The organism is Pseudomonas sp. SCPG-7 (genome assembly GCF_002156405.1).
Lineage (GTDB): Bacteria > Pseudomonadota > Gammaproteobacteria > Pseudomonadales > Pseudomonadaceae > Aquipseudomonas > Aquipseudomonas parakoreensis.
On the sequence record NZ_MVOO01000003.1, the window covers coordinates 400,915 to 423,219 of the forward strand.

Genomic DNA, 22,305 nt, shown 5'->3' on the forward strand with positions numbered 1-22,305 from the left:
GGCGAACTTTTGAAAGCCGGCGAGTATAACGTAATCACGCGGTCACGGCAGCCCGTCTGGCGGCTGTCGGGGTGAATCACTTGACACATTGCCCTGTAGGAGCTGCCGCAGGCTGCGATCTTTTGATTTTGCATTTTAAGATCAAAAGATCGCAGCCTGCGGCAGCTCCTACAGCAATTGATGGGTTACTCGATACCTACCTGGTTACGGCCATTGTTTTTCGCCTGATACAACCCGCGATCCGCCGCCGAGATCAGCAACCGGCAATCGCTGCCCGCCTGCGGCACCATGGTCGCCAGGCCGATGCTGATGGTCAGGCTCGCCCCTTCGCTCGGGGTGTTGTGCGGAATCTTCAGCGCCGCCACGGTCTGGCGCAGCTTCTCTGCCACCAGCCGGGCACCGCCCGGCGAGGTGTTCGGCAGTACCAGCGCGAACTCTTCACCGCCGTAGCGTGCCGGCAGATCCGACGGTCGGGCGCTGGCATCGCGGATCGCCGTGGCGACCTTGCGCAGCGCCTCATCGCCTTCGACATGGCCAAAGCTGTCGTTGTAGGACTTGAAGTAATCGACGTCGATCATCAGCAACGACAACTGGCTCTGATCGCGCAACGAGCGGCGCCACTCCAGCTCCAGGTACTCGTCGAAGTGCCGGCGATTGGACAGCCCGGTCAGGCCGTCGGAGTTCATCAGCCGTTGCAGCACCAGGTTGGTGTCGAGCAACTGCTGCTGGCTGACGCGCAGCGCACGGTACGCCGCATCCCGCTGCAGCAGGGTCATATAGGAGCGCGAGTGATAGCGAATGCGCGCCACCAGCTCGATGGTGTCCGGCAGTTTCACCAGATAATCGTTGGCCCCGGCGGAGAACGCCGCGCTCTTGATCAGCGGATCTTCCTTGGTCGACAGCACAATGATCGGGATGTCCTTGGTCGCCGGGTGATTGCGGTATTCGCGCACCAGGCTCAGGCCGTCGAGGCCGGGCATCACCAGGTCCTGCAAAATCACCGTCGGCTTGATCCGTACCGCCTGGGCGATGGCCTGGTGCGGGTCGGAACAGAAGTGGAAGTCGATGTTCTCTTCGTTCGACAGCCCACGGCGCACGGCTTCGCCGATCATCGCCTGATCGTCCACCAACAACACCATGGCGGCGTTCTCGTCGGTTTTAATGTCGTCGATCTGTAAATCATTCATGGGCGGTCACCTGAGTACTACGGGGGCCAGGATTGCGGAAAACGCTGTTCATTTGGGGAAAACCTCCAGCAATCGTGGCGCTATCTTTTCCAGTGGACGGATTTCGACGGCTGCATCGATCGCCGCTGCGGCCTTGGGCATGCCGTACACCGCACTGCTTTGCTGATCCTGCGCGATGGTCAGGTATCCCTGCTGGCGCATGAGCTTAAGCCCTTGCGCCCCGTCGCGTCCCATTCCGGTCAATAAAACCCCGATGGCATCGCCGTTCCAATAGTTGGCGACACTTTCGAAGAAGACGTCGATCGAGGGTCGGTAGATCTCGTTGACCGGCTCGGCGGTGTAGGCCAGCGTGCCGTTTTTCAATAAGCGAATATGGTGATTGGTGCCAGCCAGCAGCACCGCGCCGGCCTGTGGTGGCTCGCCTTCGCGGGCCAGGCGCACGTCCAGGCCACTGGCGCTGGCCAGCCATTCGGCCATGCCCGCCGCAAACACCTGATCGACGTGCTGCACCAGCACAATGGCCGCCGAAAAATTGCGTGGCAGGCCCTTGAGCAATACTTCCAGCGCGGCCGGCCCGCCGGCAGAGGAGCCGATCGCCACCAGCCGCTTGCACGACGCCGAACTGCGGTGCGGTGTCGGCACCGGACGCGAACGCGGGGTTTTCTCGCCGATCAGCCAGCCGATATTGAGGATCTTGCGCAGCAACGGCGCCGCCGCTTCCTGCGCGTTACCGGCCCCCAGGGCCGGGGTATCGACCACATCCAGCGCACCGTGGCCCATGGCCTCGAACACCCGATGCACGTTCTGCTGGCGGTCGACTGTGACGATGACGATCGCGCACGGGGTTTCAGCCATGATCCGTCGCGTGGCCTCGACACCGTCCATGACCGGCATGATCAGGTCCATCAGGATCAGATCCGGGGTGTTTTCGGCACACAGACGCACGGCCTCGGCGCCGTTGCCGGCCACCCAGACCACTTGATGCGCCGGCTCGAAGGCCAGCGCACGGCGCAAAGCCTCCACCGCCAGTGGCATGTCGTTGACGATTGCGATTTTCATGCCCGCGCTCCTCCAATGAGCTCAACCACTGCATCGAGCAGGGCGTCGTCATGAAAACTGGCCTTGGCTAAATAATAGTCGGCGCCCGCATCCAGTCCACGACGGCGGTCCTCTTCACGGTCCTTGTACGAGACCACCATCACCGGTAGCGATTGCAGACGGGTATCACGGCGCAGCAACGTAACCAGTTCGATGCCGTCCATGCGCGGCATGTCGATGTCGGTGATCAGCAAATCGAAGTCCTCCGAACGCAGCGCGTTCCAGCCGTCCATGCCATCCACCGCGACCGCCACGTCGTAGCCGCGATTGAGTAGCAGCTTGCGCTGCAGCTCGCGCACCGTGAGCGAATCGTCGACCACCAGAATCCGTTTGCGCGCCACTTCGGCGGCCTGGTTGCCGTGCCGCGCAATACGCTCCAGACGCCCGGTGTTGAGCAGCTTGTCCACCGAGCGCAACATGTCTTCGACATCGACGATCAGCACCACCGAGCCATCGTCAAGCAGCGCCCCGGCGGAGATGTCCTGCACCTTGCCCAGTCGTTCATCCAGCGGCAGCACCACCAGAGTGCGCTCGCCGACAAATCGTTCGACCGCCACGCCATAGACCGCATCGCGCTCGCGGATCACCACGACCTTGAGGGTTTCGCCGCTGCTCTGACTGGCCGGACGATTCAGCAACTGGCTGGCGGCGACCAACCCGACATGTCGGCCTTCGTGCCAGAAATGCTGGCGACCTTCGATCTGCACGATGTCCTGTGGCTCCAGGTCGCACATGCGCTCGATGTGCGCCAGCGGAAACGCATAGGCTTCCTCGCCGACCTCCACCACCAGACTGCGCACTACCGACAGGGTCAGCGGCACTTCCAGATGAAAGCGGCTGCCCTCGCCCGCCGTCTGCTCCAGCACCACTGCACCGCGCAGTTGCCGGACCATGTGCTGCACCGCGTCGAGGCCGACGCCACGCCCCGACACTTCGGTGACGGTGTCGCGCAGGCTGAAACCTGGCAGGAACAGGAACGTCAGCAGTTCTTCTTCGCTCAACTGCGCGGCAGTTTCGGCCGGTGACAATTGGCGTTCAACGATGCTGCGGCGGACCTTTTCCAGGTCGACACCATTGCCGTCGTCACTCAGTTCGAGCACCAGCAAACCGGCCTGATGCGAAGCACGCAGGCGGATCAGGCCCTCTTCGGACTTGCCCTTGAGCAGGCGTTGTTCCGGGGTTTCGATGCCGTGGTCGACCGCGTTACGCAGCAGATGAGTCAGCGGCGCTTCGAGTTTTTCCAGTACGTCGCGGTCGACCTGCGTCTTCTCGCCTTCGATTTCCAGCCGCACCTGTTTGCCAAGACTGCGCCCCAGATCCCGAACCATGCGCACCTGACCGGTGAGCACGTCGGCAAACGGGCGCATGCGGCAGGCCAGCGCGGTGTCGTAGAGCACTTGTGCGCGCTGGCTGGCCTGCCAGGCGAATTCGTCGAGCTCGGCGTTCTTTTCCGCGAGCAATTGCTGAGACTCGGCCAGCAAGCGCCGCGCATCTTCAAGGGCTTCCTGGGCTTCGAGGCTCAGCGTCTGTTCCTTGAGATGCACATTGAGGCTTTCCAGCGCCCGCAGACCATTGTTCTGCATGCGCCTGAGGCGCTGCATGGTAGCCAGATGCGGCTTGAGTCGCTGGGTTTCGACCAGTGATTTACTCGACAGGTCGAGCAGGCTGTTCAGACGCTCGGCAGTGACCCGCAGCACGCGCTCGCCACCTTCGGTGGTGCGTTTGTTCTTGCGCGGCGCCGGATCGGAGGTTTCCAGCGGTGCATCAACCGCCGGCGGCGCTGGCGGTGGCGTTTCAATCGGCGCAGACGGTGCCTGCATCTGCAATTCGGCCATGGGCGGCGACGCCACGGCGGGCGGTGTCGAAGGGTCGAGCAGGCGGCCCATCAACGCCACATACGCCTCAATGTCCGGCGCTTGCGGGGCATTGGCCGGTGTGGCGATGCGCATCAACAGATCGGTGCCCTGCAACAACGCATCGATGTGTTCGGGGCGCAGCAACAGCCGCTTTTCCTGAGCGCTGACCAGACAATCTTCCATCACGTGGGCGACGCTGACACCGTTGTCGATGCCGACGATCCGCGCCGCGCCCTTGAGCGAGTGCGCCGCACGCATGCACGATTCCAGATAGTCGGCCTGAGTCGGATTACGCTCCAGCGCCAGCAGCCCGCTGCTCAGCACCTGGGTCTGGGCCTCGGCTTCGAGGCTGAACAGTTCCAGCAGCGAGGCGTCGCGCATTTGCTCGGGGGTCATGTGAGGCTCCGGGTCACGGCGGACAGCAACTGTTCTTCATCCAGCCAACGCAGGCTGCGTCCCCGGAATTGCAGGACGCCACGGGTGTATTTGGCGCTGGCAGTGCTGTTGTGCTCACTGCCGGCACGCGACGCGGCGTCGAGAATTTTTTCATCGATGGCGTGGATGCCGTCGACCTCATCCACTGGCACCACCACCGGCCCACCGTGGGCGGCGATGATCAGCATACGCGGCATGATCCGCGCGCCCGTGGCCGGTGCGGCGTTGCCATCCAGATCGAGCAACTCGACCAGCGACAGGCACGCCACCAGCGCGCCGCGCACATTCGCCACGCCGAGCAGGGCCCGCGAGCGCTGGTGTGGCAACGAGTGGATCGCCTGCAGCGGAGCGACTTCCACCAGACTGCGAGTGGCCAGGCCGAGCCACTCTTCGCCGAGGCGGAACATCAGCAGCGAACGGGTTTTCACATCGCTTTCGACCGCCACGGCGACCGGGTCGCGCTCATCCTGCTGCAACGCATAGCGGTCGAGCAGACGCGTGGCGGCAGCGGAATACACCGCGCAGTTTCGGCAGTGAATATGCTCGGTCAGCAACGGGCAGGACTTGTCGCCGTGAATGCCGATGCGGTTCCAGCAGTCATCGATGGCCCGGGCGTCTTCGTGGGTGACGTTCAAGGTGTCGGACGGGATCATCGTTTACGCTCACTGTCGGCGGTACGACCGCTGCGCGCGGCGCGTTCCTGCAATCGTCTGGCACCGGCGCTGTCGCCCTGGGCCTGCAGCAACGCAGCCAGGTGCATCAATGCTTCGGGGTGTTGCGGCTCAAGGTACAAGGCCTTGCGGTAATGGCTCTGGGCTTCGAGGGTGGCGCCGGCCACGTCACTGAGCAGGCCGAGCCAGTAGAACACCTGCGCCACCGGTTCGTGACTGCGCAGGTACTGCTCGCACGCCGAACGGGCCTCGGCGCTTTTGCCTTCGTTGGCCAGCGCAGCGATGTTGGCGAGCAAGGTCGCCGCGTCCGGGTTGACGCTTTTGCTGCTGACGGGCAACGGTGCAACGTTGGCAAACGGACGCGGGCGCACGGGTGGCGGCGGCGTGCGCAGCGGTTGGCGCACGGGCAATGGTGGCGGAGTCGGCAGCGACAGCGGTTGCGGTACCGGATCGTTTTGTCGACTGAAGGCAAACGACTGCGGTATGCCAATCGAGCGCATGCCCAGACGCCCGAGCAGACTGCCCTCGGCCGGGCCGATGAACAGCACGCCATCCACGTGAGTCAGACGCTTGAGCACTTCGAACACCTGCTTCTGGGTCGGCTGGTCGAAATAGATCAACAGGTTGCGGCAGAACACGAAATCGAACGGCGGCTCACCCGCCAGCAGCGCCGGATCCAGCACATTGCCGGCCTGCAGGCGCACCTGTTCGCGCACGGCGTCGCTGACTCGATGGCCGTCCTGTTCGGCGGTGAAATGACGCTCGCGAAAGTCCAGATCCTGACCGCGAAACGAGTTCTTGCCGTACAGCCCGCGCCGCGCCTTGTCCACCGACAGCGGGCTGACATCCATGCCATCGACCTTGAACTGATGGGGCTTGAGCCCGGCATCGAGCAAGGCCATGGCGATCGAATAGGGTTCCTCGCCGGTCGAACACGGCAGGCTGAGGATGCGCAGCGCGCGCATGTTGTTCAATTCGTCCAGACGCTTGCGCGCCAGCTTGCCGAGGGTGGCGAAGGATTCCGGGTAACGGAAAAACCAGGTTTCGGGGACGATCACCGCCTCGATCAACGCCTGCTGTTCGTCCCGCGAACCTTGCAACAGTTGCCAGTATTCATCGCTGTGCGCCGCTTGCGAGAGCGTGGTGCGTTGGCGCACCGCACGCTCGATGATCGCAGGCCCCACCGACGTGACATCCAGACCGATGCGTTCCTTGAGAAAATCGAAAAAACGTTGATCGCTGCTCATGACGGCGCCTCATGCGGCGCGGGAAAGAGCAGGCTGCGCACGGCGTCATCCAGCAAATCGTTGACCCGCACCCACTGCACCAGACCCTGGGCATCTTCGCGCACCGGGCCGAGGTACGGCGCCTGACGATTGTCCAGACCATACGGCTGAAAATCCTCGGGATTGCAGCGCAGGGTATCGGTCGCCTGTTCGAGTATCAGTCCGAGCCAGCGTGACGGCTGCCGTTCATCCGGGCGGTAATGCACCAGCACCAGCCGGGTGCTGGTACGCGCCTCGGCCGGTTGGCCGAAGGTCAGCGCACTGAGGTCGATGGCCGGCACCACCGCACCGCGATAGGCGAACACCCCGGCGACCCAGTTCGGCGCTTGGGCAATCGGCTTCAACGGCAGGCGCGGCAACACTTCCGCCACCTCGGTGGCGCGCAAGGCGTAACGCTCGCTGCCGATGCGAAACAGCAGGAACAACGCCTGCTTCGCCACCGGCGCAGCGCTGCGTTTGGCGGTGATTTCGCTCATCAGACTTTGAATCGCGAAACGCCACTGCGCAGCCCGACGGCCACCTGGCTCAGTTCGTCGATGGCGAAACTGGCCTGACGCAACGACTCGACGGTCTGGCTGCTGGCGTCGCCCAACTGCACCAGCGCATGGTTGATCTGTTCGGCACCGGTGGCCTGGGCCTGCATGCCTTCGTTGACCATCAACACCCGCGGCGCCAGCGCCTGCACCTGATGGATGATCTGCGACAGTTGCTCGCCGACCTGCTGCACTTCGGCCATGCCCCGGCGCACTTCTTCGGAGAACTTGTCCATGCCCATCACGCCGGCAGACACCGCCGACTGGATCTCGCGGACCATCTGCTCAATGTCGTAAGTGGCGACGGCGGTCTGATCCGCCAGACGCCGTACTTCGGTGGCGACCACGGCAAAACCACGGCCGTACTCACCGGCCTTCTCGGCCTCGATGGCGGCGTTGAGCGACAGCAGGTTGGTCTGATCGGCGACCTTGACGATGGTCACCACCACCTGATTGATGTTGCCGGCCTTCTCGTTGAGGATCGCCAGTTTGGCATTGACCAGATCGGCTGCGCCCATCACCGAGTGCATGGTGTCTTCCATGCGCGCCAGGCCTTGCTGGCCGGAACCGGCGAGTACCGAGGCCTGATCGGCGGCGGTGGACACTTCGGTCATGGTGCGCACCAGATCCCGCGAGGTGGCGGCGATTTCCCGCGAGGTCGCGCCGATTTCGGTGGTGGTGGCCGCGGTTTCGGTGGCGGTGGCCTGTTGCTGCTTCGACGTGGCGGCAATCTCGGTCACCGAGGTGGTCACCTGTACCGACGAACGCTGGGCCTGAGACACCAGCGAAGTCAGCTCGGTCATCATGTCGTTGAAGCCGGTTTCCACCGCGCCGAACTCGTCCTTGCGATCCAGATTCAGACGGCTGCTCAGATCGCCGGTGCGCATGATTTCGAGGATCTTCACAATGCGGTTCATCGGCGCCATGATCGCGCGCATCAGCAGCAGGCCACAGGCACCTGCCGCCAGCACGGCCACCAGCAGCGAGACAAACATGCTGACCTTGGCCGCCGCTACCGCCTCGTCGATGTTGGCCATGGCCTGATCGGCGACCCGCTTGTTCTCGCCGATGATGTCATTGAGTTTCATGCGACCGGTGTACCAGGCCGGGGTCAGCTTCTCGGTGAACAGCTTGACGGCCTCGGCTTCCAGGTTGCGCTTGTGCAGATCGAGTACCTGATCCTGGATCTGCATGTAGGTGTCGTGATCCTTCTCGAACGCAGCGAACTCGACCCGGTCTTCGTCGGTGGTGACAGTGCTGCGGTAGTTGGCCATCTGCTCTTGCAGGCGCGTCTCGAACGCCTTGTAGTCCGCCGCATCTTCACTGCTGATTCCCTGCCCTTCCTTGAGGCCCAGCAGCTCCTGGGTCTGCAGATAACTGTCGACCCACGCACCGCGAATCATCGAGCTGTAATAGACGCCGGGAACGGCGTCATCACGCACGCTGCTTTCACTGGCTTCGATTTTCAGCAGGCGGGAATACGAAACAACGACCATCAGCAACATGATGGCGATAATCACCGCAAAGCTCGCCAAAATGCGTTGGCGCAACGTCCAGTTCTTCACAGTGATTCCTCGTGCCTAAGTCGAAATGCGGGGAGTATAGCCGAGGGCGGTGTCTCATTTATAAGACGCTTTTTAACCCTCGGGCCGACCCGAGGTGATTGGCGGGAAGGCTCTGGGGTGGGACTGTCCGACAATCGGGGGCTGACGTGCCAGTGATGGAACGGCAAAAAGGGGCGATGGATCGGCCATTGCTGTTGTTGTGAGGCTGGAAAGCAATCGCGAGCAGGCTGACTCCTACACATTTCGGCGCCTGACGTGTAGGAGCTGCGGCACGCTGCGATCTTTTGATTTTTAAAGTCAACATCAAAAGATCGCAGCGTGCCGCAGCTCCTACATGAGTAGCGTGTTCAGGCAGTTCTATAGCGACGCCTGTCGCACCTGTTTCTCCAGTTCTACCTTCAACCCCGGCTCCAGCTTCAGTTGCTTGGCCAGTTCCTCCAGATACGCCTTTTCCATAAAGCTCTCCTCATCCACCAGCATCACGCTGGCGATGTACATCTCCGCCGCCATCTCCGGCGTACTCGCGGCGCGGGCGACGTCGCTTGGGTCGAGGGGTTTGTTGAGTTCGGCGTGCAGCCAGTGTTGCAGTTCCTGATCGTTGTCGAGTTTGGTGAATTCGCCTTCGATCAATTGGCGCTCGCGATCATCGATATGGCCATCAGCCTTTGCGGCGGCGACCAGTGCTTTGAGGATGGCCTGGCTGTGTTGCTCGGCCTGCGCCGGTGGCAAGCGGTCGAGGGTTTGCGGTTCGGTTTGCGGTGCGGTGCCTTTCTGGGCGTTGTAGTTGCCGTAGGCTTTGTAGGCCAGCACGCCAAGCGCTGCGAGCCCGCCGTAAATCGCAACTTTGCCGCCGACCTTGCGCACTTTCTTGTTACCCAGCAGCAAGCCCATCGCGCCCGCCGCCAATGCGCCGCCGCCAATGCGCCGCCGCCAGCACCTGACAGCAGACCGCCGAGGCCACTGCCACCAGAAGACCCACCAAGCAAACCGCCCAGGCCGCCAGCCGCCGGTTTGTTCTGCGCACCACCGGCCTTGTTCTGCAACAGATCCTGGCCGGATTTGAGTAGTTGGTCGAGCAATCCACGGGTGTTCATGTTCCGCCTCCAAAGCAGGGGTTATCCGGATCTATCAGGCCCTCAGCCTAGTTCGAAAGTGCCTTGGCCCGGCCTGCGAGTGTGCTTCCAGATGTTGCTCAGCAGGCGCAGGCCCTTCGTGAAAATCGATATACACTCAGGCCAATCGATAAAAACCGCCCACCGGGTACCCTTCTCATGATGACCCTGCGTCAGATCCGTCACTTCATCGCGGTGGCCGAGACCGGCTCGATCTCCGCCGCCGCGCAAACCGCGTTCATATCCCAGTCGACCCTGACGCTGGCGATCCAGCAACTGGAAGAGGAAATCGGCGTCAGCCTGTTCAACCGTCACGCCAAGGGCATGACCTTGACTCATCAGGGTCATCAATTCCTGCGCCAGGCGCATCTGATTCTGGCAACGGTGGATAACGCCAAGCGCAGCCTGCAACAAAGCACCGATCAAGTGGCCGGGCAGTTGATTGTCGGCGTGACCAGTCTGGTGGCCGGTTATTACCTCGCCGATCTGCTTACCCGTTTTCAACGCGCCTATCCCAATGTCGAGATCCGGGTGATGGAGGACGAGCGGCCGTACATCGAACATTTGCTGGTCAGCGGCGAGATCGATGTCGGCGTGCTGATCCTGTCCAACCTCGAAGACCGCCACGCCTTGCAAACCGAAGTGCTGACTCACTCGCCGCACCGTCTGTGGCTGCCGGCCCAGCATCCGCTGCTGGAACACGACAGCATCAACCTCGCCGACGTCGCTCGCGAACCGCTGATTCAACTGAATGTTGATGAAATGGATCGCAACGCCCAACGCCTATGGCGCGGCGCCGGGCTGCAACCGAAGATCACCCTCAGAACCGCATCCACCGAGGCGGTGCGAAGTCTGGTGGCGGCAGGGCTCGGCGTTTCGATTCAACCCGACATGACGTACCGCCCATGGTCACTGGAGGGCGACATCATCGAAGCGCGGCCGATCGCCGACCTCAACCAGACCCTCGATGTCGGTCTGGCCTGGCGCCGAGGGACCGCGCGCCCCGCACTGGTTGATCCATTCCTGACCGTAGCCCGCGAGCAGCCGCACGGCGGACGCAAGCCATCTATTTAATCGAATGCCACCTTCAGTATTTAGAATTTGTCGACCTCGGAGCCGCGCACTAGTCTTGCTGCATCTATAAGACGGTCGGCTCCCGGGCACGGGAGCAACAATGACCACACAAGAAAAGAGATCGCGGAAAATGGCTGGCGTGCAGACCCCGATGTGTACCGCGTTGTTGATCGACGGCGAACTGGTCGCCGGTCAAGGTTTCGTCGAACCGATCCTCAACCCGGCCACCGGTGAAATCCTCACCCACATCGCCGAGGCCAGCACCGAGCAGGTCGAAACCGCGATTCTCGCCGCCCACCGCGCCTTTGCCGAATGGTCGCGCACCACGCCGCAACAACGTTCCAGTCTGCTGCTGGACATCGCCAACGCCGTCGAAAAACACGCCGATCACCTCGCCCGCCTCGAATCGCTGAACTGCGGCAAGCCGCTGCACCTGGCGCGGCAGGACGATCTGAGCGCCACCGTCGATGTGTTCCGCTTCTTTGCCGGTGCCGTGCGCTGCCAGACCGGCCAGCTCAGTGGCGAGTACCTGCCGGGCTACACCAGCATGGTGCGTCGCGATCCGATTGGCGTGGTGGCGTCGATTGCGCCGTGGAACTACCCGATCATGATGGCCGCGTGGAAAATCGCCCCGGCCCTCGCCGCCGGCAACACCCTGGTGTTCAAACCCTCGGAACACACACCATTGTCGATCCTCGCACTGGCGCCAGCACTCGCCGAGATCCTGCCGCGCGGGGTCATCAACATCATCTGCGGCGGTGGCGAAGGCGTCGGTAGCCATCTGGTCGGTCACGCCAAGGTGCGTATGGTCTCGCTGACCGGCGATATCGTCACCGGGCAGAAAATCCTTCAAGCCGCTGCAAAGACCCTCAAGCGCACGCATCTGGAACTCGGCGGCAAAGCCCCGGTGATCGTGTGCAACGACGCCGACCTGCAAGCCGTGGTCGACGGCGTGCGCACCTACGGTTACTACAACGCCGGTCAGGACTGCACCGCCGCGTGCCGCATCTACGCGCAGGCCGGGATTCACGACAAACTGGTTGCCGAACTGGGTGCGGCAGTCAGCAGCCTGCGCTTCGCCGGCAAGCGCGATGCCGACAACGAGATCGGCCCGCTGATCAGCACCCGCCAGCGCGACCGCGTCGCCAGTTTCGTCGAACGCGCCCTCGGCCAGCCGCACATCGAGCGGGTGACCGGCGCGGCGGTGCATTCCGGCGCCGGGTTCTTTTACCAGCCGACGCTGCTGGCCGGTTGCAAACAAACGGATGAAATCGTCCAGCGCGAAGTGTTCGGCCCGGTGGTGACCGTGACCCGCTTCGACGAACTCGCACAAGCGGTGGACTGGGCCAACGACTCCGAATACGGCCTCGCCTCGTCGGTGTGGACGCAGAATCTGGACAAGGCAATGCAGGTCGCCGCCCGTTTGCAGTACGGCTGCACCTGGATCAACAGCCATTTCATGCTGGTCAGCGAAATGCCCCACGGCGGACTGAAACGCTCCGGATACGGCAAAGACTTGTCCAGTGATTCGCTGCAGGACTACAGCGTGGTGCGGCACATCATGGCCCGCCACGGCCAGCATCTCTGACTACGCTAATAACAAGCCATCAACGGCATGCTGCACCGCGTTCACAACTGCCCCGACCATAATTTAAAGAAGAGGGTTCAACCATGTTCGTGCACAAGACCGCACTGCTCAGTGCAATCACCACGGCCCTGCTGGCCAGTGCCAGCCTGCAAGCCGCCGAGCCGCTGAAGGCCGTCGGCGCCGGCGAAGGTCAGCTGGATATCGTGGCCTGGCCCGGCTACATCGAACGTGGCGAGAGCGACAAGGCTTACGACTGGGTCACCGGTTTCGAAAAGGACACTGGCTGCAAGGTCAATGTGAAGACTGCCGCCACCTCCGACGAAATGGTCAGCCTGATGGCCAAGGGCGGTTACGACCTGGTCACCGCGTCCGGTGATGCGTCATTGCGCTTGATCGTCGGCAAACGCGTGCAACCGATCAACACCGCGTTGATCCCGAACTGGAACACCCTCGATCCACGCCTGAAAGATGCGCCATGGTACGTGGTCAACAAGCAGACCTACGGCACCCCGTATCAGTGGGGCCCGAACGTGCTGATGTACAACACCAACGTGTTCAAGACGCCGCCGACCAGCTGGAATGTGCTGTTCGACGCGCAGAACTTCCCCGACGGCAAGCCGAACAAGGGCCGCGTGCAGGCCTATGACGGGCCGATCTACATCGCCGATGCGGCGCTGTATCTGAAGACCGCCAAGCCTGAGCTGGGGATCAAGGATCCATATCAATTGACCGAAGCACAGTACAAAGCGGTGCTCGATCTGTTGCGTGCGCAGCAGCCTTTGATCCACCGCTACTGGCACGACACCACGGTACAGATGAGCGACTTCAAGAACGAAGGCGTGGTGGCGTCGAGTGCCTGGCCGTATCAGGTCAACGGCCTGATCAATGAGAAACAGCCGATTGCCTCGACCATTCCGAAAGAAGGCGCCACCGGTTGGGCAGACACCACCATGCTGCACGCCGAGGCCAAGCACCCGAACTGCGCGTACAAGTGGATGGATTGGTCGCTGCAGCCGAAAGTCCAGGGTGACGTGGCGGCGTGGTTTGGTTCGCTGCCAGCCGTGCCGGCGGCGTGCAAGGAGAGCGAATTGCTCGGCGCCGAGGGTTGCAAGACCAATGGCTTCGACCAGTTCGACAAGATCGCCTTCTGGAAAACCCCGCAGGCTGAAGGCGGAAAATTCGTGCCTTATAGCCGCTGGACCCAGGACTACATCGCGATCATGGGCGGCAGGTAAGCCCGAGAGCAACTTGGTCTAACTCCCTTTCCCCCTCTCCCCCCTGGGGGAGAGGGCTGGGGTGAGGGGGTGGCTTTTGACTTTGTTCTTGATTGAAGGGCGACGGCCAATGAGGCCACCCTCACCCCCCGCCCTCTCCCGGAGGGAGAGGGAGCTAAAAGCGGATCGCATTCACCGTTAGATGTTTCAGCTTTTTCAGAAGTCCAGGCAGGGCCGCTGCGACGGCCCGCGCCTTTTTGGAGCACCGCACCATGACGCTTGCAGTCCAGTTCACCAACGTTTCCCGGCAGTTCGGCGAGGTGAAGGCCGTTGACCGGGTTTCCATCGATATCCAGGACGGCGAGTTCTTTTCCATGCTCGGCCCATCCGGCTCGGGCAAGACCACCTGCCTGCGCCTGATCGCCGGTTTCGAACAACCGAGTGCCGGCTCGATCCGCATTCACGGCGCCGAAGCCGCCGGTCTGCCGCCGTATCAACGTGATGTGAACACCGTCTTCCAGGATTACGCACTGTTCCCGCACATGAACGTGCTGGACAACGTCGCCTACGGTTTGAAGGTCAAAGGCGTGAGCAAAACCGAACGCCACAAGCGCGCCGAAGAGGCGTTGGCCATGGTCGCCCTCGGCGGCTACGGCGCACGCAAACCGGTGCAGTTGTCCGGCGGTCAGCGCCAGCGTGTCGCCCTCGCCCGCGCCTTGGTCAATCGCCCGCGCGTGCTGTTGCTTGATGAGCCATTGGGCGCCCTCGACCTGAAATTGCGCGAGCAGATGCAGAGTGAACTGAAGAAGCTGCAACGCCAGCTCGGCATCACTTTCATCTTCGTCACTCACGATCAGACCGAAGCACTGTCGATGTCCGACCGCGTGGCGGTGTTCAATAAGGGCCGCATCGAACAGGTCGATACCCCGCGCAATCTGTACATGAAACCGACCACCACCTTCGTCGCCGAATTCGTCGGCACTTCCAACGTGATTCGCGGCGATCTGGCGCGCCAGCTCAGCGGCCATCCGCAGCCGTTTTCGATTCGCCCCGAGCACGTGCGTTTCGCCGAAGGGCCGCTCGCCAGCCATGAAATCGAAGTCAGTGGCGTGCTGCATGACATCCAGTATCAGGGCAGCGCCACGCGCTATGAACTGACCCTGGAAAACGGCCAGACCCTGAGCATCAGCCACGCCAACAATCAGTGGATCGACAGCAGCGCGCAGCACCAGACCGGCCAGCGCCTGCACGCACGCTGGGCGCGGGAAGCGATGATCCCACTGCACGACACTGTCTCGAGCGGGGTGTGAGATGAGCACGCTCGCAATGACTCAAGCACCGCCGTTGCGGCGGTTTTCCAACCTGCTCTACCGCAAGCCGAATCTGTATCTGTCGCTGCTGCTGGTACCACCGTTGCTGTGGTTTGGCGCGATCTACCTCGGCTCGCTGCTGGTGCTGTTGTGGCAGGGTTTCTACACCTTCGACGACTTCACCATGGCGGTCACCCCTGACCTGACCCTGGCCAATTTTGCCGCGCTGTTCCAGCCGTCGAACTTCGACATCATCCTGCGCACGCTGAGCATGGCCATCGTGGTGTCGATCGCCAGCGCCATCGTCGCGTTCCCGATTGCCTATTACATGGCGCGCTACACCACGGGCAAGACCAAGGCGTTTTTCTACATCGCGGTGATGCTGCCGATGTGGGCCAGTTACATCGTCAAGGCCTATGCGTGGACGTTGCTGCTGGCCAAGGGCGGTGTGGCGCAGTGGTTCGTGCAGCATCTGGGACTGGAGCCGGTGTTGCAGTTCGTTCTGGGCATTCCCGGGGTGGGCGGCAGCACCTTGTCGACCTCGCATCTGGGGCGCTTCATGGTCTTTGTCTATATCTGGTTGCCGTTCATGATCCTGCCGATTCAGGCCTCGCTGGAGCGTCTGCCGCCGTCGCTGCTGCAGGCGTCTGCCGACCTCGGCGCCAAGCCGCGCCAGACCTTCATGCAGGTGATTCTGCCGCTTTCGGTGCCAGGAATTGCGGCCGGCTCGATCTTCACTTTTTCCCTGACCCTGGGCGATTTCATCGTGCCGCAACTGGTCGGCCCGCCGGGCTACTTCGTCGGCAGCATGGTGTACGCGCAGCAAGGTGCGATCGGCAACATGCCGATGGCGGCAGCGTTCACATTGGTGCCGATTGTGTTGATCGCCATTTACCTGTCCATCGTCAAACGACTGGGGGCCTTCGATGCACTCTGAAAAAGCCTCTCTCGGTCTGCGCATCGCAGCCTGGGGCGGGTTGGTGTTTCTGCACTTCCCGATCCTGATCATCTTCCTTTACGCCTTCAACACCGAGGAAGCGGCGTTCAGTTTTCCGCCAAAGGGTTTCACCCTGCACTGGTTCAGCGTGGCGTTTTCGCGGCCGGACGTGCTGGAGGCGATCAAGCTCTCGCTGCAGATTGCCGCTATCGCCACGCTGATTGCGATGGTGCTCGGCACATTGGCTTCAGCCGCGCTGTATCGCCGGGACTTCTTCGGCAAGCAGGGTATTTCGCTGATGCTGATTTTGCCGATTGCGTTGCCGGGGATCATCACCGGGATCGCGCTGCTGGCGACGTTCAAGACGCTGGGGATCGAGCCGGGGATGTTCACCATCATCGTTGGTCACGCGACGTTCTGCGTGGTGATCGTCTACAACAACGTCATCGCCCGCCTGCGCCGCACTTCGCACAGTTTGATCGAGGCCTCGATGGACCTCGGTGCCGATGGCTGGCAGACCTTTCGCTACATCATTCTGCCGAACCTTGGCTCGGCGCTGCTGGCCGGCGGCATGCTCGCGTTTGCGCTGTCGTTCGATGAAATCATCGTCACCACGTTTACCGCCGGGCATGAGCGCACGTTGCCGCTGTGGTTGCTCAATCAACTCAGCCGTCCTCGGGATGTGCCGGTGACCAACGTCGTCGCGATGCTGGTGATGATGGTGACCATGCTGCCGATCCTAGGCGCGTATTACCTGACCCGGGGTGGCGAGAGTGTCGCCGGTAGCGGCGGCAAATGATTCATGACAGACACTTTCCCCCTGTGGGAGCGAGCTTGCTCGCGAAGAGGCCATGACATCCAACATTGATGTCGACTGGCGCACCGCTTTCGCGAGCAAGCTCGCTCCCACAGGGATCTCGATTCGGCCAGAACAATAAAAGTGTTAACGAGGACAAAACCATGCAAACCAGACTCTTGATCAACGGCCACCTGGTCAACGGCGAAGGCCCGGCGCAACCGGTGCTCAACCCGGCGCTCGGCAGCGTACTGGTAGAAATCAACGAAGCCTCCGAGGCCCAGGTCGATGCCGCCGTGCGCGCCGCCGATAACGCGTTCGCCGAGTGGTCGCAAACCACACCGAAAGACCGTTCGCTGCTGCTGCTCAAACTCGCCGACGCCATCGAAGCCCATGGCGAGGAACTGGCTAAACTCGAATCCGACAACTGCGGCAAGCCCTACAGCGCCGCGCTGAATGACGAGATTCCGGCGATTGCCGACGTGTTCCGTTTCTTCGCCGGCGCCAGCCGTTGCATGAGCGGTTCGGCCGGTGGTGAATACCTGCCCGGCCACACCTCAATGATTCGCCGCGACCCGGTGGGCGTGATCGCCTCGATTGCGCCGTGGAACTACCCGCTGATGATGGTCGCCTGGAAAATCGCCCCGGCCCTCGCTGCCGGTAATACCGTGGTGCTCAAGCCGTCGGAACAAACCCCGCTGACCGCGTTGCGTCTGGCCGAACTGGCGTCGGAAATCTTCCCGGCCGGTGTACTCAATCTGGTGTTCGGTCGCGGTCCTGCCGTCGGCAGCCCGTTGGTCACGCATCCTAAAGTGCGCATGGTCTCGCTGACTGGCTCCATCGCCACTGGCTCGAACATCATTTCCAGCACCGCCGACAGCGTCAAACGCATGCACATGGAACTGGGCGGCAAGGCGCCGGTGATCATCTTCGACGACGCCGATATCGATGCTGCAGTGGAAGGTATTCGCACCTTCGGTTTCTACAATGCCGGGCAGGACTGCACCGCCGCGTGCCGGATCTATGCGCAGCAGGGCATTTACGAAAAATTCGTCGAGAAGCTCGGCGCGGCGGTCAGCAGCATCAAGTATGGCTTGCAGGAAGATCCGTCGACTGAGCTTGGGCCGTTGATCACTGCGCAACATCGCGACCGCGTCGCTGGTTTTGTCGAACGTGCCGTGGCGCAGCCACACATTCGCTTGATCACCGGCGGCAAGGCTGTGGAAGGCAACGGCTTCTTCTTCGAACCGACGGTGCTGGCGGATGCACAGCAGGATGACGAAATCGTGCGCCGCGAAGTGTTCGGGCCGGTGGTGTCGGTGACCAAGTTCACCGATGAAGCCCAGGCGCTGGAATGGGCCAACGATTCGGACTACGGCCTCGCTTCCTCTGTGTGGACGGCGGATGTAGGACGCGCGCATCGCCTGTCCGCGCGATTGCAGTACGGCTGCACCTGGGTCAACACGCACTTCATGCTCGTCAGCGAAATGCCCCACGGCGGTCAGAAACTGTCCGGCTACGGCAAGGACATGTCCATGTATGGGCTGGAGGACTACACCACGGTTCGGCATGTGATGTTCAAGCACTAAAAGCATCGCTGGCAAGCCAGCTCCCACAAGGTTCAGCGCAGCTCTTGTGGGAGCTGGCTTGCCAGCGATGGCGTCACCCGGCTTCAGGAAGGAAACCGGCATTACGCACCACCAGGATTCCAAAACAATAACTACCGAACCGGGCGGCGCCCGCAAAGCACCGCCACGGCCTCGGCCATCCGAAATCTGCCGATTTCACGGAGCAAACACACATGAGTGCCTCACCCGAATTCTCGGCCGGCGTTGCCGACAGCGATGCCGAACAACTGCGCAAACTGGGCTACACCTCGAACTTCAACCGCAGCATGAGCCTGTGGGAAAACTTCGCGCTGGGCTTCACTTATCTGTCACCGGTCGTAGGGGTTTATACCCTGTTCGGCCTGTGCCTCGCCGCCGGCGGACCACCGATGTTCTGGGCTTACCTGCTGGTCGGTTGCGGCCAGTTGCTGGTGTGCCTGATCTTCAGCGAAGTGGTGTCGCAGTTCCCGATTTCCGGCGGCGTCTATCCATGGGCGCGGCGCCTGGTTGGCAAGAAATGGGCATGGATGGTCGGCTGGATCTACTCCATCGCCCTGTGCGTGACCATTGCGGCAGTGGCTGTCGGTGCCGGGCCGTATCTGGCGGCGATGCTCGGGTTTGAGCCGAGCAACAACACCAATATCGTCATCGCGCTGGTACTGACACTGTTCGCCACGCTCGTCAATCTGAGCGGCACCCAAGTGCTGGCGCGGATCGCCATGTTCGGCTTCCTCTGCGAGCTGGTCGGCGCGGTGATCGTCGGCGTCTACCTGCTGGTTTTCGAACGTCATCAGCCGCTGAGCGTGCTGTTCAACACCTTCGACATCAGCGTTGACGGCTCGTACCTGCCGGCGTTCCTCACCGCGTCGCTGGCGGGGATGTTCCTTTACTACGGCTTCGAGGCCTGCGGCGACGTCGCCGAAGAAACCCCGAACCCGAGCGCAAAAATCCCGGTGGCCATGCGCATGACCATCTACATCGGCGGCATCGCGGCGATGTTCGCCTGCCTGGCGTTGATCCTCGCCGTGCCGGACATGCAAGCGGTGATCAACGGCACTGACAAAGACCCGGTCACCACCATCCTCAATAACGCCTTCGGCCCGATCGGCTCGAAAGTGGTGATGGGCGTGGTGATGATTTCCTTCATCTCCTGCGTCATCAGCCTGCAGGCTGCGGCGAGTCGTCTGCTGTACTCCTACGCTCGCGACGAAATGGTCATCGGCAGCCGACTGCTGAAAAAGATTTCTCCTACAAACCAAGTACCGGTTGCCGCACTGTTCGTGTCCGGTGTCCTGCCCGCCCTGATCATCGCCCTCGGCTTCTTCCTGCAAGACGCCGTGGCCACCATCGTCAGCTTCGCCGCTATCGGCATCTACCTCGCGTTCCAGATGATCGTACTGGCTGCTTTGTATGCGCGGATGAAAGGCTGGAAACCGAGCGGCAAATTCACCCTCGGCGCGTGGGGCTGGCCGGTGAACATCGGCGCGCTGGTGTATGGCGTCGGCGCGATCATCAACATGGCCTGGCCACGTACGCCGGATGCGGCGTGGTACATCAACTACGCGATGGTGCTGAGCACGGTGATTGTGATTGGACTGGGGTTGATTTATATGTGGATTGGCAAGCCGTATGACCATGGGAAGGCGCCGGCTGGGGATGCGTGGAAGGTGAGTCGCTAAGACGAGTTCCCCGGAATCGAATATTGATTCCGGGGCCTCCTCGAAGCGCCGTCATCAATTGTCTAGCCCTGAAACAGGTGTAAGCCTGTTTCAGGGCTAGACACACTCAAAACCGCGAAACACTGCGCATCGCATCCACCAGATACCGCATCGCAATCCGGTCACTCTCCGACAACTCGCGATAACGCTCCACCAGCTTCAGCTCTTCAGAACTCAATCGACGCCTTCTGCGTCCGCTGCTCAGGCAGGGAAAGATGCCGAGCATTTCGGCGATGCCTTGTATTTTTGCCATGGACGATGTCCTTCTCTGATACGTCGAAGAATTGCTTGATCACCACATCGCCCTGCCCCTTACAGCAGCGCCTGTGCCCTGCCGGTCGTACCGGCCATGCCCATAGAATAGAAATTTAATCGGCGCTGAAAAGCGGTTTTTAGAGTAATTAGTCGAAAAAAGCAGATATGCCCTGTAAATCAGTAAGTGCCGTAGGACGTTTAACCGACATGTCTTGTTTCATTGACACGCTGTCATCGTGTATCAACGAATTTTGCTCGGCGAGCGAACCGTTTAAGCTAGCCGGCATCTGTTTATAGTCCGTTGCGTTTGGCCGAAGGCTTGTCCGAACCGTAATTTCTGATCCAGCACGTGCCAGGAAAGGCGCGGGATTGCTCACGACAGGTTGTATTTATGCACCGCAGGAATTTGCTCAAAGCGTCGATGGCCATTGCGGCTTACACCGGTCTCTCGGCTTCCGGCCTGCTGGCCGCCCGTGCCTGGGCCGCCAATGGTGGCGCCGCTGATGGCGAAGCGCAGGCCTTCGATTTCGAAGCGCTCAAGCGTCAGGCCAAGCAACTGGCCGGTTCGGCCTATCAGGACACTAAACAGGTGCTGCCGCCGACCCTGGCGACCATGACCCCGCAGAATTTCAACGCGATCCGCTACGACGGCGAACATTCGCTGTGGAAGGAAAACAAGGGTCAGCTGGACGTGCAGTTCTTCCACGTCGGCATGGGTTTCCGCCAGCCAGTGCGCATGTACAGCGTCGATCCGAAGACCCGCACCGCGCGCGAAGTGCATTTCCGCCCGACATTATTCGATTACGAGAACACCTCGGTCGATACCCAGCAGCTCAAGGGCGACCTGGGCTTTGCCGGCTTCAAGCTGTTCAAGGCGCCGGAGCTGGATCGTCACGACGTGGTGTCGTTCCTCGGCGCCAGCTACTTCCGTGCGGTGGATGCCACTGGCCAATATGGCCTCTCGGCCCGTGGCCTGGCCGTCGACACCTACGCGAAAAAGCGCGAAGAATTCCCTGACTTCACCAAGTTCTGGTTCGAGACTCCGGAGCAGAACGCCACGCGTTTTGTGGTCTACGCCCTGCTCGACTCGCCGAGTGCGACTGGCGCCTATCGCTTCGACATCGATTGCCAGGCCGAGCGCGTGGTGATGGAGATCGACGCCCACATCAACGCGCGGACAGCCATCGAACAGCTGGGCATTGCGCCGATGACCAGCATGTTCAGTTGCGGCACCCATGAACGCCGCATGTGCGACACCATTCACCCGCAGATCCATGACTCCGATCGCCTGGCGATGTGGCGTGGCAATGGCGAGTGGATTTGCCGTCCGCTGAACAACCCGGCGACCCTGCAGTTCAACGCGTTTGCCGACACCGATCCGAAAGGCTTCGGTCTGGTACAGACCGACCACGAATTCGCCAACTATCAGGACACTGTCGACTGGTACAGCAAGCGCCCGAGCCTGTGGGTCGAGCCTACAACCGCGTGGGGCGAAGGCTCCATCGATCTGCTGGAAATTCCGACCACCGGCGAAACCCTCGATAACATCGTCGCGTTCTGGACCCCGAAGAAGCCGGTCGCCGCCGGCGACTCGCTGAATTACGGCTACAAGCTCTACTGGAGCGCTCTGCCGCCAGTTGGCACACCGCTGGCGCGGGTGCATGCGACCCGCTCGGGCATGGGGGGCTTCGTCGAAGGCTGGGCACCGGGCGAGCACTATCCGCCGGTGTGGGCACGGCGCTTTGCCGTGGACTTCACCGGTGGCGGCCTGGATCGCCTGCCGCAGGGCACCGGGATCGAACCGGTGGTCACCTGCTCCAACGGCAAGGTGCAGGACTTCAGCGTGCTGGTGCTCGATGACATCAAGGGTTACCGGATCCTGTTCGACTGGTACCCGACCAGCGACAGCGTCGACCCGGTGGAACTGCGCCTGTTCATCCGCACCAATGACCGCACGCTGAGCGAGACCTGGTTGTACCAGTACTTCCCGCCGGCGCCGGACAAGCGCAAGTATCCTTGAAGGTTGTCTAGCGTCTGATCGGGCCTCATCGCTGGCAAGCCAG

Annotated in this window: 17 protein-coding genes and 1 pseudogene; 9 read left to right on the plus strand and 9 right to left on the minus strand. The window is 61.8% G+C overall.

Features of this window, described 5'->3' with window-relative positions; translation table 11 throughout:
- Window positions 1-185 precede the first annotated feature (185 nt).
- From B1722_RS08790 to B1722_RS08825, 8 genes and pseudogenes are all read right to left on the minus strand, one after another.
- A complete protein-coding gene (locus B1722_RS08790) occupies window positions 186-1,187 on the minus strand; it encodes a PleD family two-component system response regulator (protein WP_047292797.1) in 1,002 nt (333 codons plus the stop codon).
- Window positions 1,188-1,235: 48 nt separating this feature from the next.
- The gene (locus tag B1722_RS08795; protein WP_041063258.1) at window positions 1,236-2,246 is read right to left on the minus strand and encodes a chemotaxis response regulator protein-glutamate methylesterase; all 1,011 of its coding nucleotides are present in this window, start codon (window positions 2,244-2,246) and stop codon (window positions 1,236-1,238) included.
- Window positions 2,243-4,537 (minus strand): hybrid sensor histidine kinase/response regulator, encoded by a 2,295-nt coding sequence (locus tag B1722_RS08800; protein ID WP_041063254.1) that lies wholly within the window; start codon window positions 4,535-4,537, stop codon window positions 2,243-2,245. The genes B1722_RS08795 and B1722_RS08800 overlap by 4 nt, the downstream gene beginning before the upstream one ends.
- On the minus strand, window positions 4,534-5,229 hold the full coding sequence (locus tag B1722_RS08805) for a chemotaxis protein CheW (protein WP_041063251.1): 696 nt from the start codon (window positions 5,227-5,229) through the stop codon (window positions 4,534-4,536). The genes B1722_RS08800 and B1722_RS08805 overlap by 4 nt, the downstream gene beginning before the upstream one ends.
- Window positions 5,226-6,494, minus strand: coding sequence for a protein-glutamate O-methyltransferase CheR (locus tag B1722_RS08810; protein ID WP_086792188.1), 1,269 nt, complete (start codon window positions 6,492-6,494; stop codon window positions 5,226-5,228). The genes B1722_RS08805 and B1722_RS08810 overlap by 4 nt, the downstream gene beginning before the upstream one ends.
- Window positions 6,491-7,009 (minus strand): chemotaxis protein CheW, encoded by a 519-nt coding sequence (locus B1722_RS08815; RefSeq protein WP_086792189.1) that lies wholly within the window; start codon window positions 7,007-7,009, stop codon window positions 6,491-6,493. The genes B1722_RS08810 and B1722_RS08815 overlap by 4 nt, the downstream gene beginning before the upstream one ends.
- Window positions 7,009-8,631, minus strand: a complete 1,623-nt coding sequence (locus B1722_RS08820) for a methyl-accepting chemotaxis protein (RefSeq protein WP_041063242.1) — start codon at window positions 8,629-8,631, stop codon at window positions 7,009-7,011. Before B1722_RS08820 ends, B1722_RS08815 begins: the two co-directional genes overlap by 1 nt.
- 357 nt (window positions 8,632-8,988) lie before the next feature.
- A pseudogene (locus tag B1722_RS08825) lies at window positions 8,989-9,725 on the minus strand (tellurite resistance TerB family protein).
- Window positions 9,726-9,902: 177 nt separating this feature from the next.
- Between B1722_RS08825 and B1722_RS08830 the strand changes: the two are divergent.
- The 8 genes from B1722_RS08830 to B1722_RS08865 all read left to right on the plus strand — a co-directional run bounded on the left by B1722_RS08830 (window position 9,903) and on the right by B1722_RS08865 (window position 19,948).
- Window positions 9,903-10,817, plus strand: coding sequence for a LysR family transcriptional regulator (locus B1722_RS08830; RefSeq protein WP_007954670.1), 915 nt, complete (start codon window positions 9,903-9,905; stop codon window positions 10,815-10,817).
- A 100-nt stretch (window positions 10,818-10,917) separates the two neighbouring features.
- On the plus strand, window positions 10,918-12,405 hold the full coding sequence (locus B1722_RS08835) for a gamma-aminobutyraldehyde dehydrogenase (protein ID WP_084234106.1): 1,488 nt from the start codon (window positions 10,918-10,920) through the stop codon (window positions 12,403-12,405).
- 83 nt (window positions 12,406-12,488) lie between these two features.
- A complete protein-coding gene (ydcS, locus tag B1722_RS08840; protein WP_086792190.1) occupies window positions 12,489-13,640 on the plus strand; it encodes a putative ABC transporter substrate-binding protein YdcS in 1,152 nt (383 codons plus the stop codon).
- A 251-nt stretch (window positions 13,641-13,891) separates the two neighbouring features.
- Window positions 13,892-14,929 (plus strand): ABC transporter ATP-binding protein, encoded by a 1,038-nt coding sequence (locus tag B1722_RS08845; RefSeq protein ID WP_041063227.1) that lies wholly within the window; start codon window positions 13,892-13,894, stop codon window positions 14,927-14,929.
- A gap of 1 nt (window position 14,930) precedes the next feature.
- A complete protein-coding gene (locus B1722_RS08850) occupies window positions 14,931-15,866 on the plus strand; it encodes an ABC transporter permease (protein WP_086792192.1) in 936 nt (311 codons plus the stop codon).
- Complete coding sequence (locus B1722_RS08855; RefSeq protein WP_007967757.1) at window positions 15,856-16,665, plus strand: ABC transporter permease; 810 nt, start codon at window positions 15,856-15,858, stop codon at window positions 16,663-16,665. Before B1722_RS08850 ends, B1722_RS08855 begins: the two co-directional genes overlap by 11 nt.
- A gap of 161 nt (window positions 16,666-16,826) precedes the next feature.
- The gene (locus B1722_RS08860; protein ID WP_086792194.1) at window positions 16,827-18,251 is read left to right on the plus strand and encodes a gamma-aminobutyraldehyde dehydrogenase; all 1,425 of its coding nucleotides are present in this window, start codon (window positions 16,827-16,829) and stop codon (window positions 18,249-18,251) included.
- 212 nt (window positions 18,252-18,463) lie between these two features.
- The gene (locus tag B1722_RS08865; RefSeq protein ID WP_086792196.1) at window positions 18,464-19,948 is read left to right on the plus strand and encodes an APC family permease; all 1,485 of its coding nucleotides are present in this window, start codon (window positions 18,464-18,466) and stop codon (window positions 19,946-19,948) included.
- A 106-nt stretch (window positions 19,949-20,054) separates the two neighbouring features.
- On the opposite strand, the gene B1722_RS08870 is transcribed toward B1722_RS08865, so the two are convergent.
- A complete protein-coding gene (locus B1722_RS08870; RefSeq protein ID WP_041063212.1) occupies window positions 20,055-20,240 on the minus strand; it encodes a hypothetical protein in 186 nt (61 codons plus the stop codon).
- A 393-nt stretch (window positions 20,241-20,633) separates the two neighbouring features.
- On the opposite strand from B1722_RS08870, the gene B1722_RS08875 reads away from it, so the two are divergent.
- Window positions 20,634-22,262 carry a glucan biosynthesis protein D gene (locus tag B1722_RS08875; RefSeq protein ID WP_041063208.1) on the plus strand — a complete coding sequence of 543 codons (1,629 nt, stop codon included), beginning with the start codon at window positions 20,634-20,636 and terminating at the stop codon, window positions 22,260-22,262.
- Window positions 22,263-22,305 lie beyond the last annotated feature (43 nt).

What these genes read in the sequence shown, in the direction of transcription:
- B1722_RS08790 (WP_047292797.1), bottom strand. Translation starts at nt 1,187, where the DNA reads ATGAATGATTTACAGATCGACGACATTAAAACCGACGAGAACGCCGCC.
- B1722_RS08795 (WP_041063258.1), bottom strand. Translation starts at nt 2,246, where the DNA reads ATGAAAATCGCAATCGTCAACGACATGCCACTGGCGGTGGAGGCTTTG.
- B1722_RS08800 (WP_041063254.1), bottom strand. Translation starts at nt 4,537, where the DNA reads ATGACCCCCGAGCAAATGCGCGACGCCTCGCTGCTGGAACTGTTCAGC.
- B1722_RS08805 (WP_041063251.1), bottom strand. Translation starts at nt 5,229, where the DNA reads ATGATCCCGTCCGACACCTTGAACGTCACCCACGAAGACGCCCGGGCC.
- B1722_RS08810 (WP_086792188.1), bottom strand. Translation starts at nt 6,494, where the DNA reads ATGAGCAGCGATCAACGTTTTTTCGATTTTCTCAAGGAACGCATCGGT.
- B1722_RS08815 (WP_086792189.1), bottom strand. Translation starts at nt 7,009, where the DNA reads ATGAGCGAAATCACCGCCAAACGCAGCGCTGCGCCGGTGGCGAAGCAG.
- B1722_RS08830 (WP_007954670.1), top strand. Translation starts at nt 9,903, where the DNA reads ATGATGACCCTGCGTCAGATCCGTCACTTCATCGCGGTGGCCGAGACC.
- B1722_RS08835 (WP_084234106.1), top strand. Translation starts at nt 10,918, where the DNA reads ATGACCACACAAGAAAAGAGATCGCGGAAAATGGCTGGCGTGCAGACC.
- ydcS (WP_086792190.1), top strand. Translation starts at nt 12,489, where the DNA reads ATGTTCGTGCACAAGACCGCACTGCTCAGTGCAATCACCACGGCCCTG.
- B1722_RS08845 (WP_041063227.1), top strand. Translation starts at nt 13,892, where the DNA reads ATGACGCTTGCAGTCCAGTTCACCAACGTTTCCCGGCAGTTCGGCGAG.
- B1722_RS08850 (WP_086792192.1), top strand. Translation starts at nt 14,931, where the DNA reads ATGAGCACGCTCGCAATGACTCAAGCACCGCCGTTGCGGCGGTTTTCC.
- B1722_RS08855 (WP_007967757.1), top strand. Translation starts at nt 15,856, where the DNA reads ATGCACTCTGAAAAAGCCTCTCTCGGTCTGCGCATCGCAGCCTGGGGC.
- B1722_RS08860 (WP_086792194.1), top strand. Translation starts at nt 16,827, where the DNA reads ATGCAAACCAGACTCTTGATCAACGGCCACCTGGTCAACGGCGAAGGC.
- B1722_RS08865 (WP_086792196.1), top strand. Translation starts at nt 18,464, where the DNA reads ATGAGTGCCTCACCCGAATTCTCGGCCGGCGTTGCCGACAGCGATGCC.
- B1722_RS08870 (WP_041063212.1), bottom strand. Translation starts at nt 20,240, where the DNA reads ATGGCAAAAATACAAGGCATCGCCGAAATGCTCGGCATCTTTCCCTGC.
- B1722_RS08875 (WP_041063208.1), top strand. Translation starts at nt 20,634, where the DNA reads ATGCACCGCAGGAATTTGCTCAAAGCGTCGATGGCCATTGCGGCTTAC.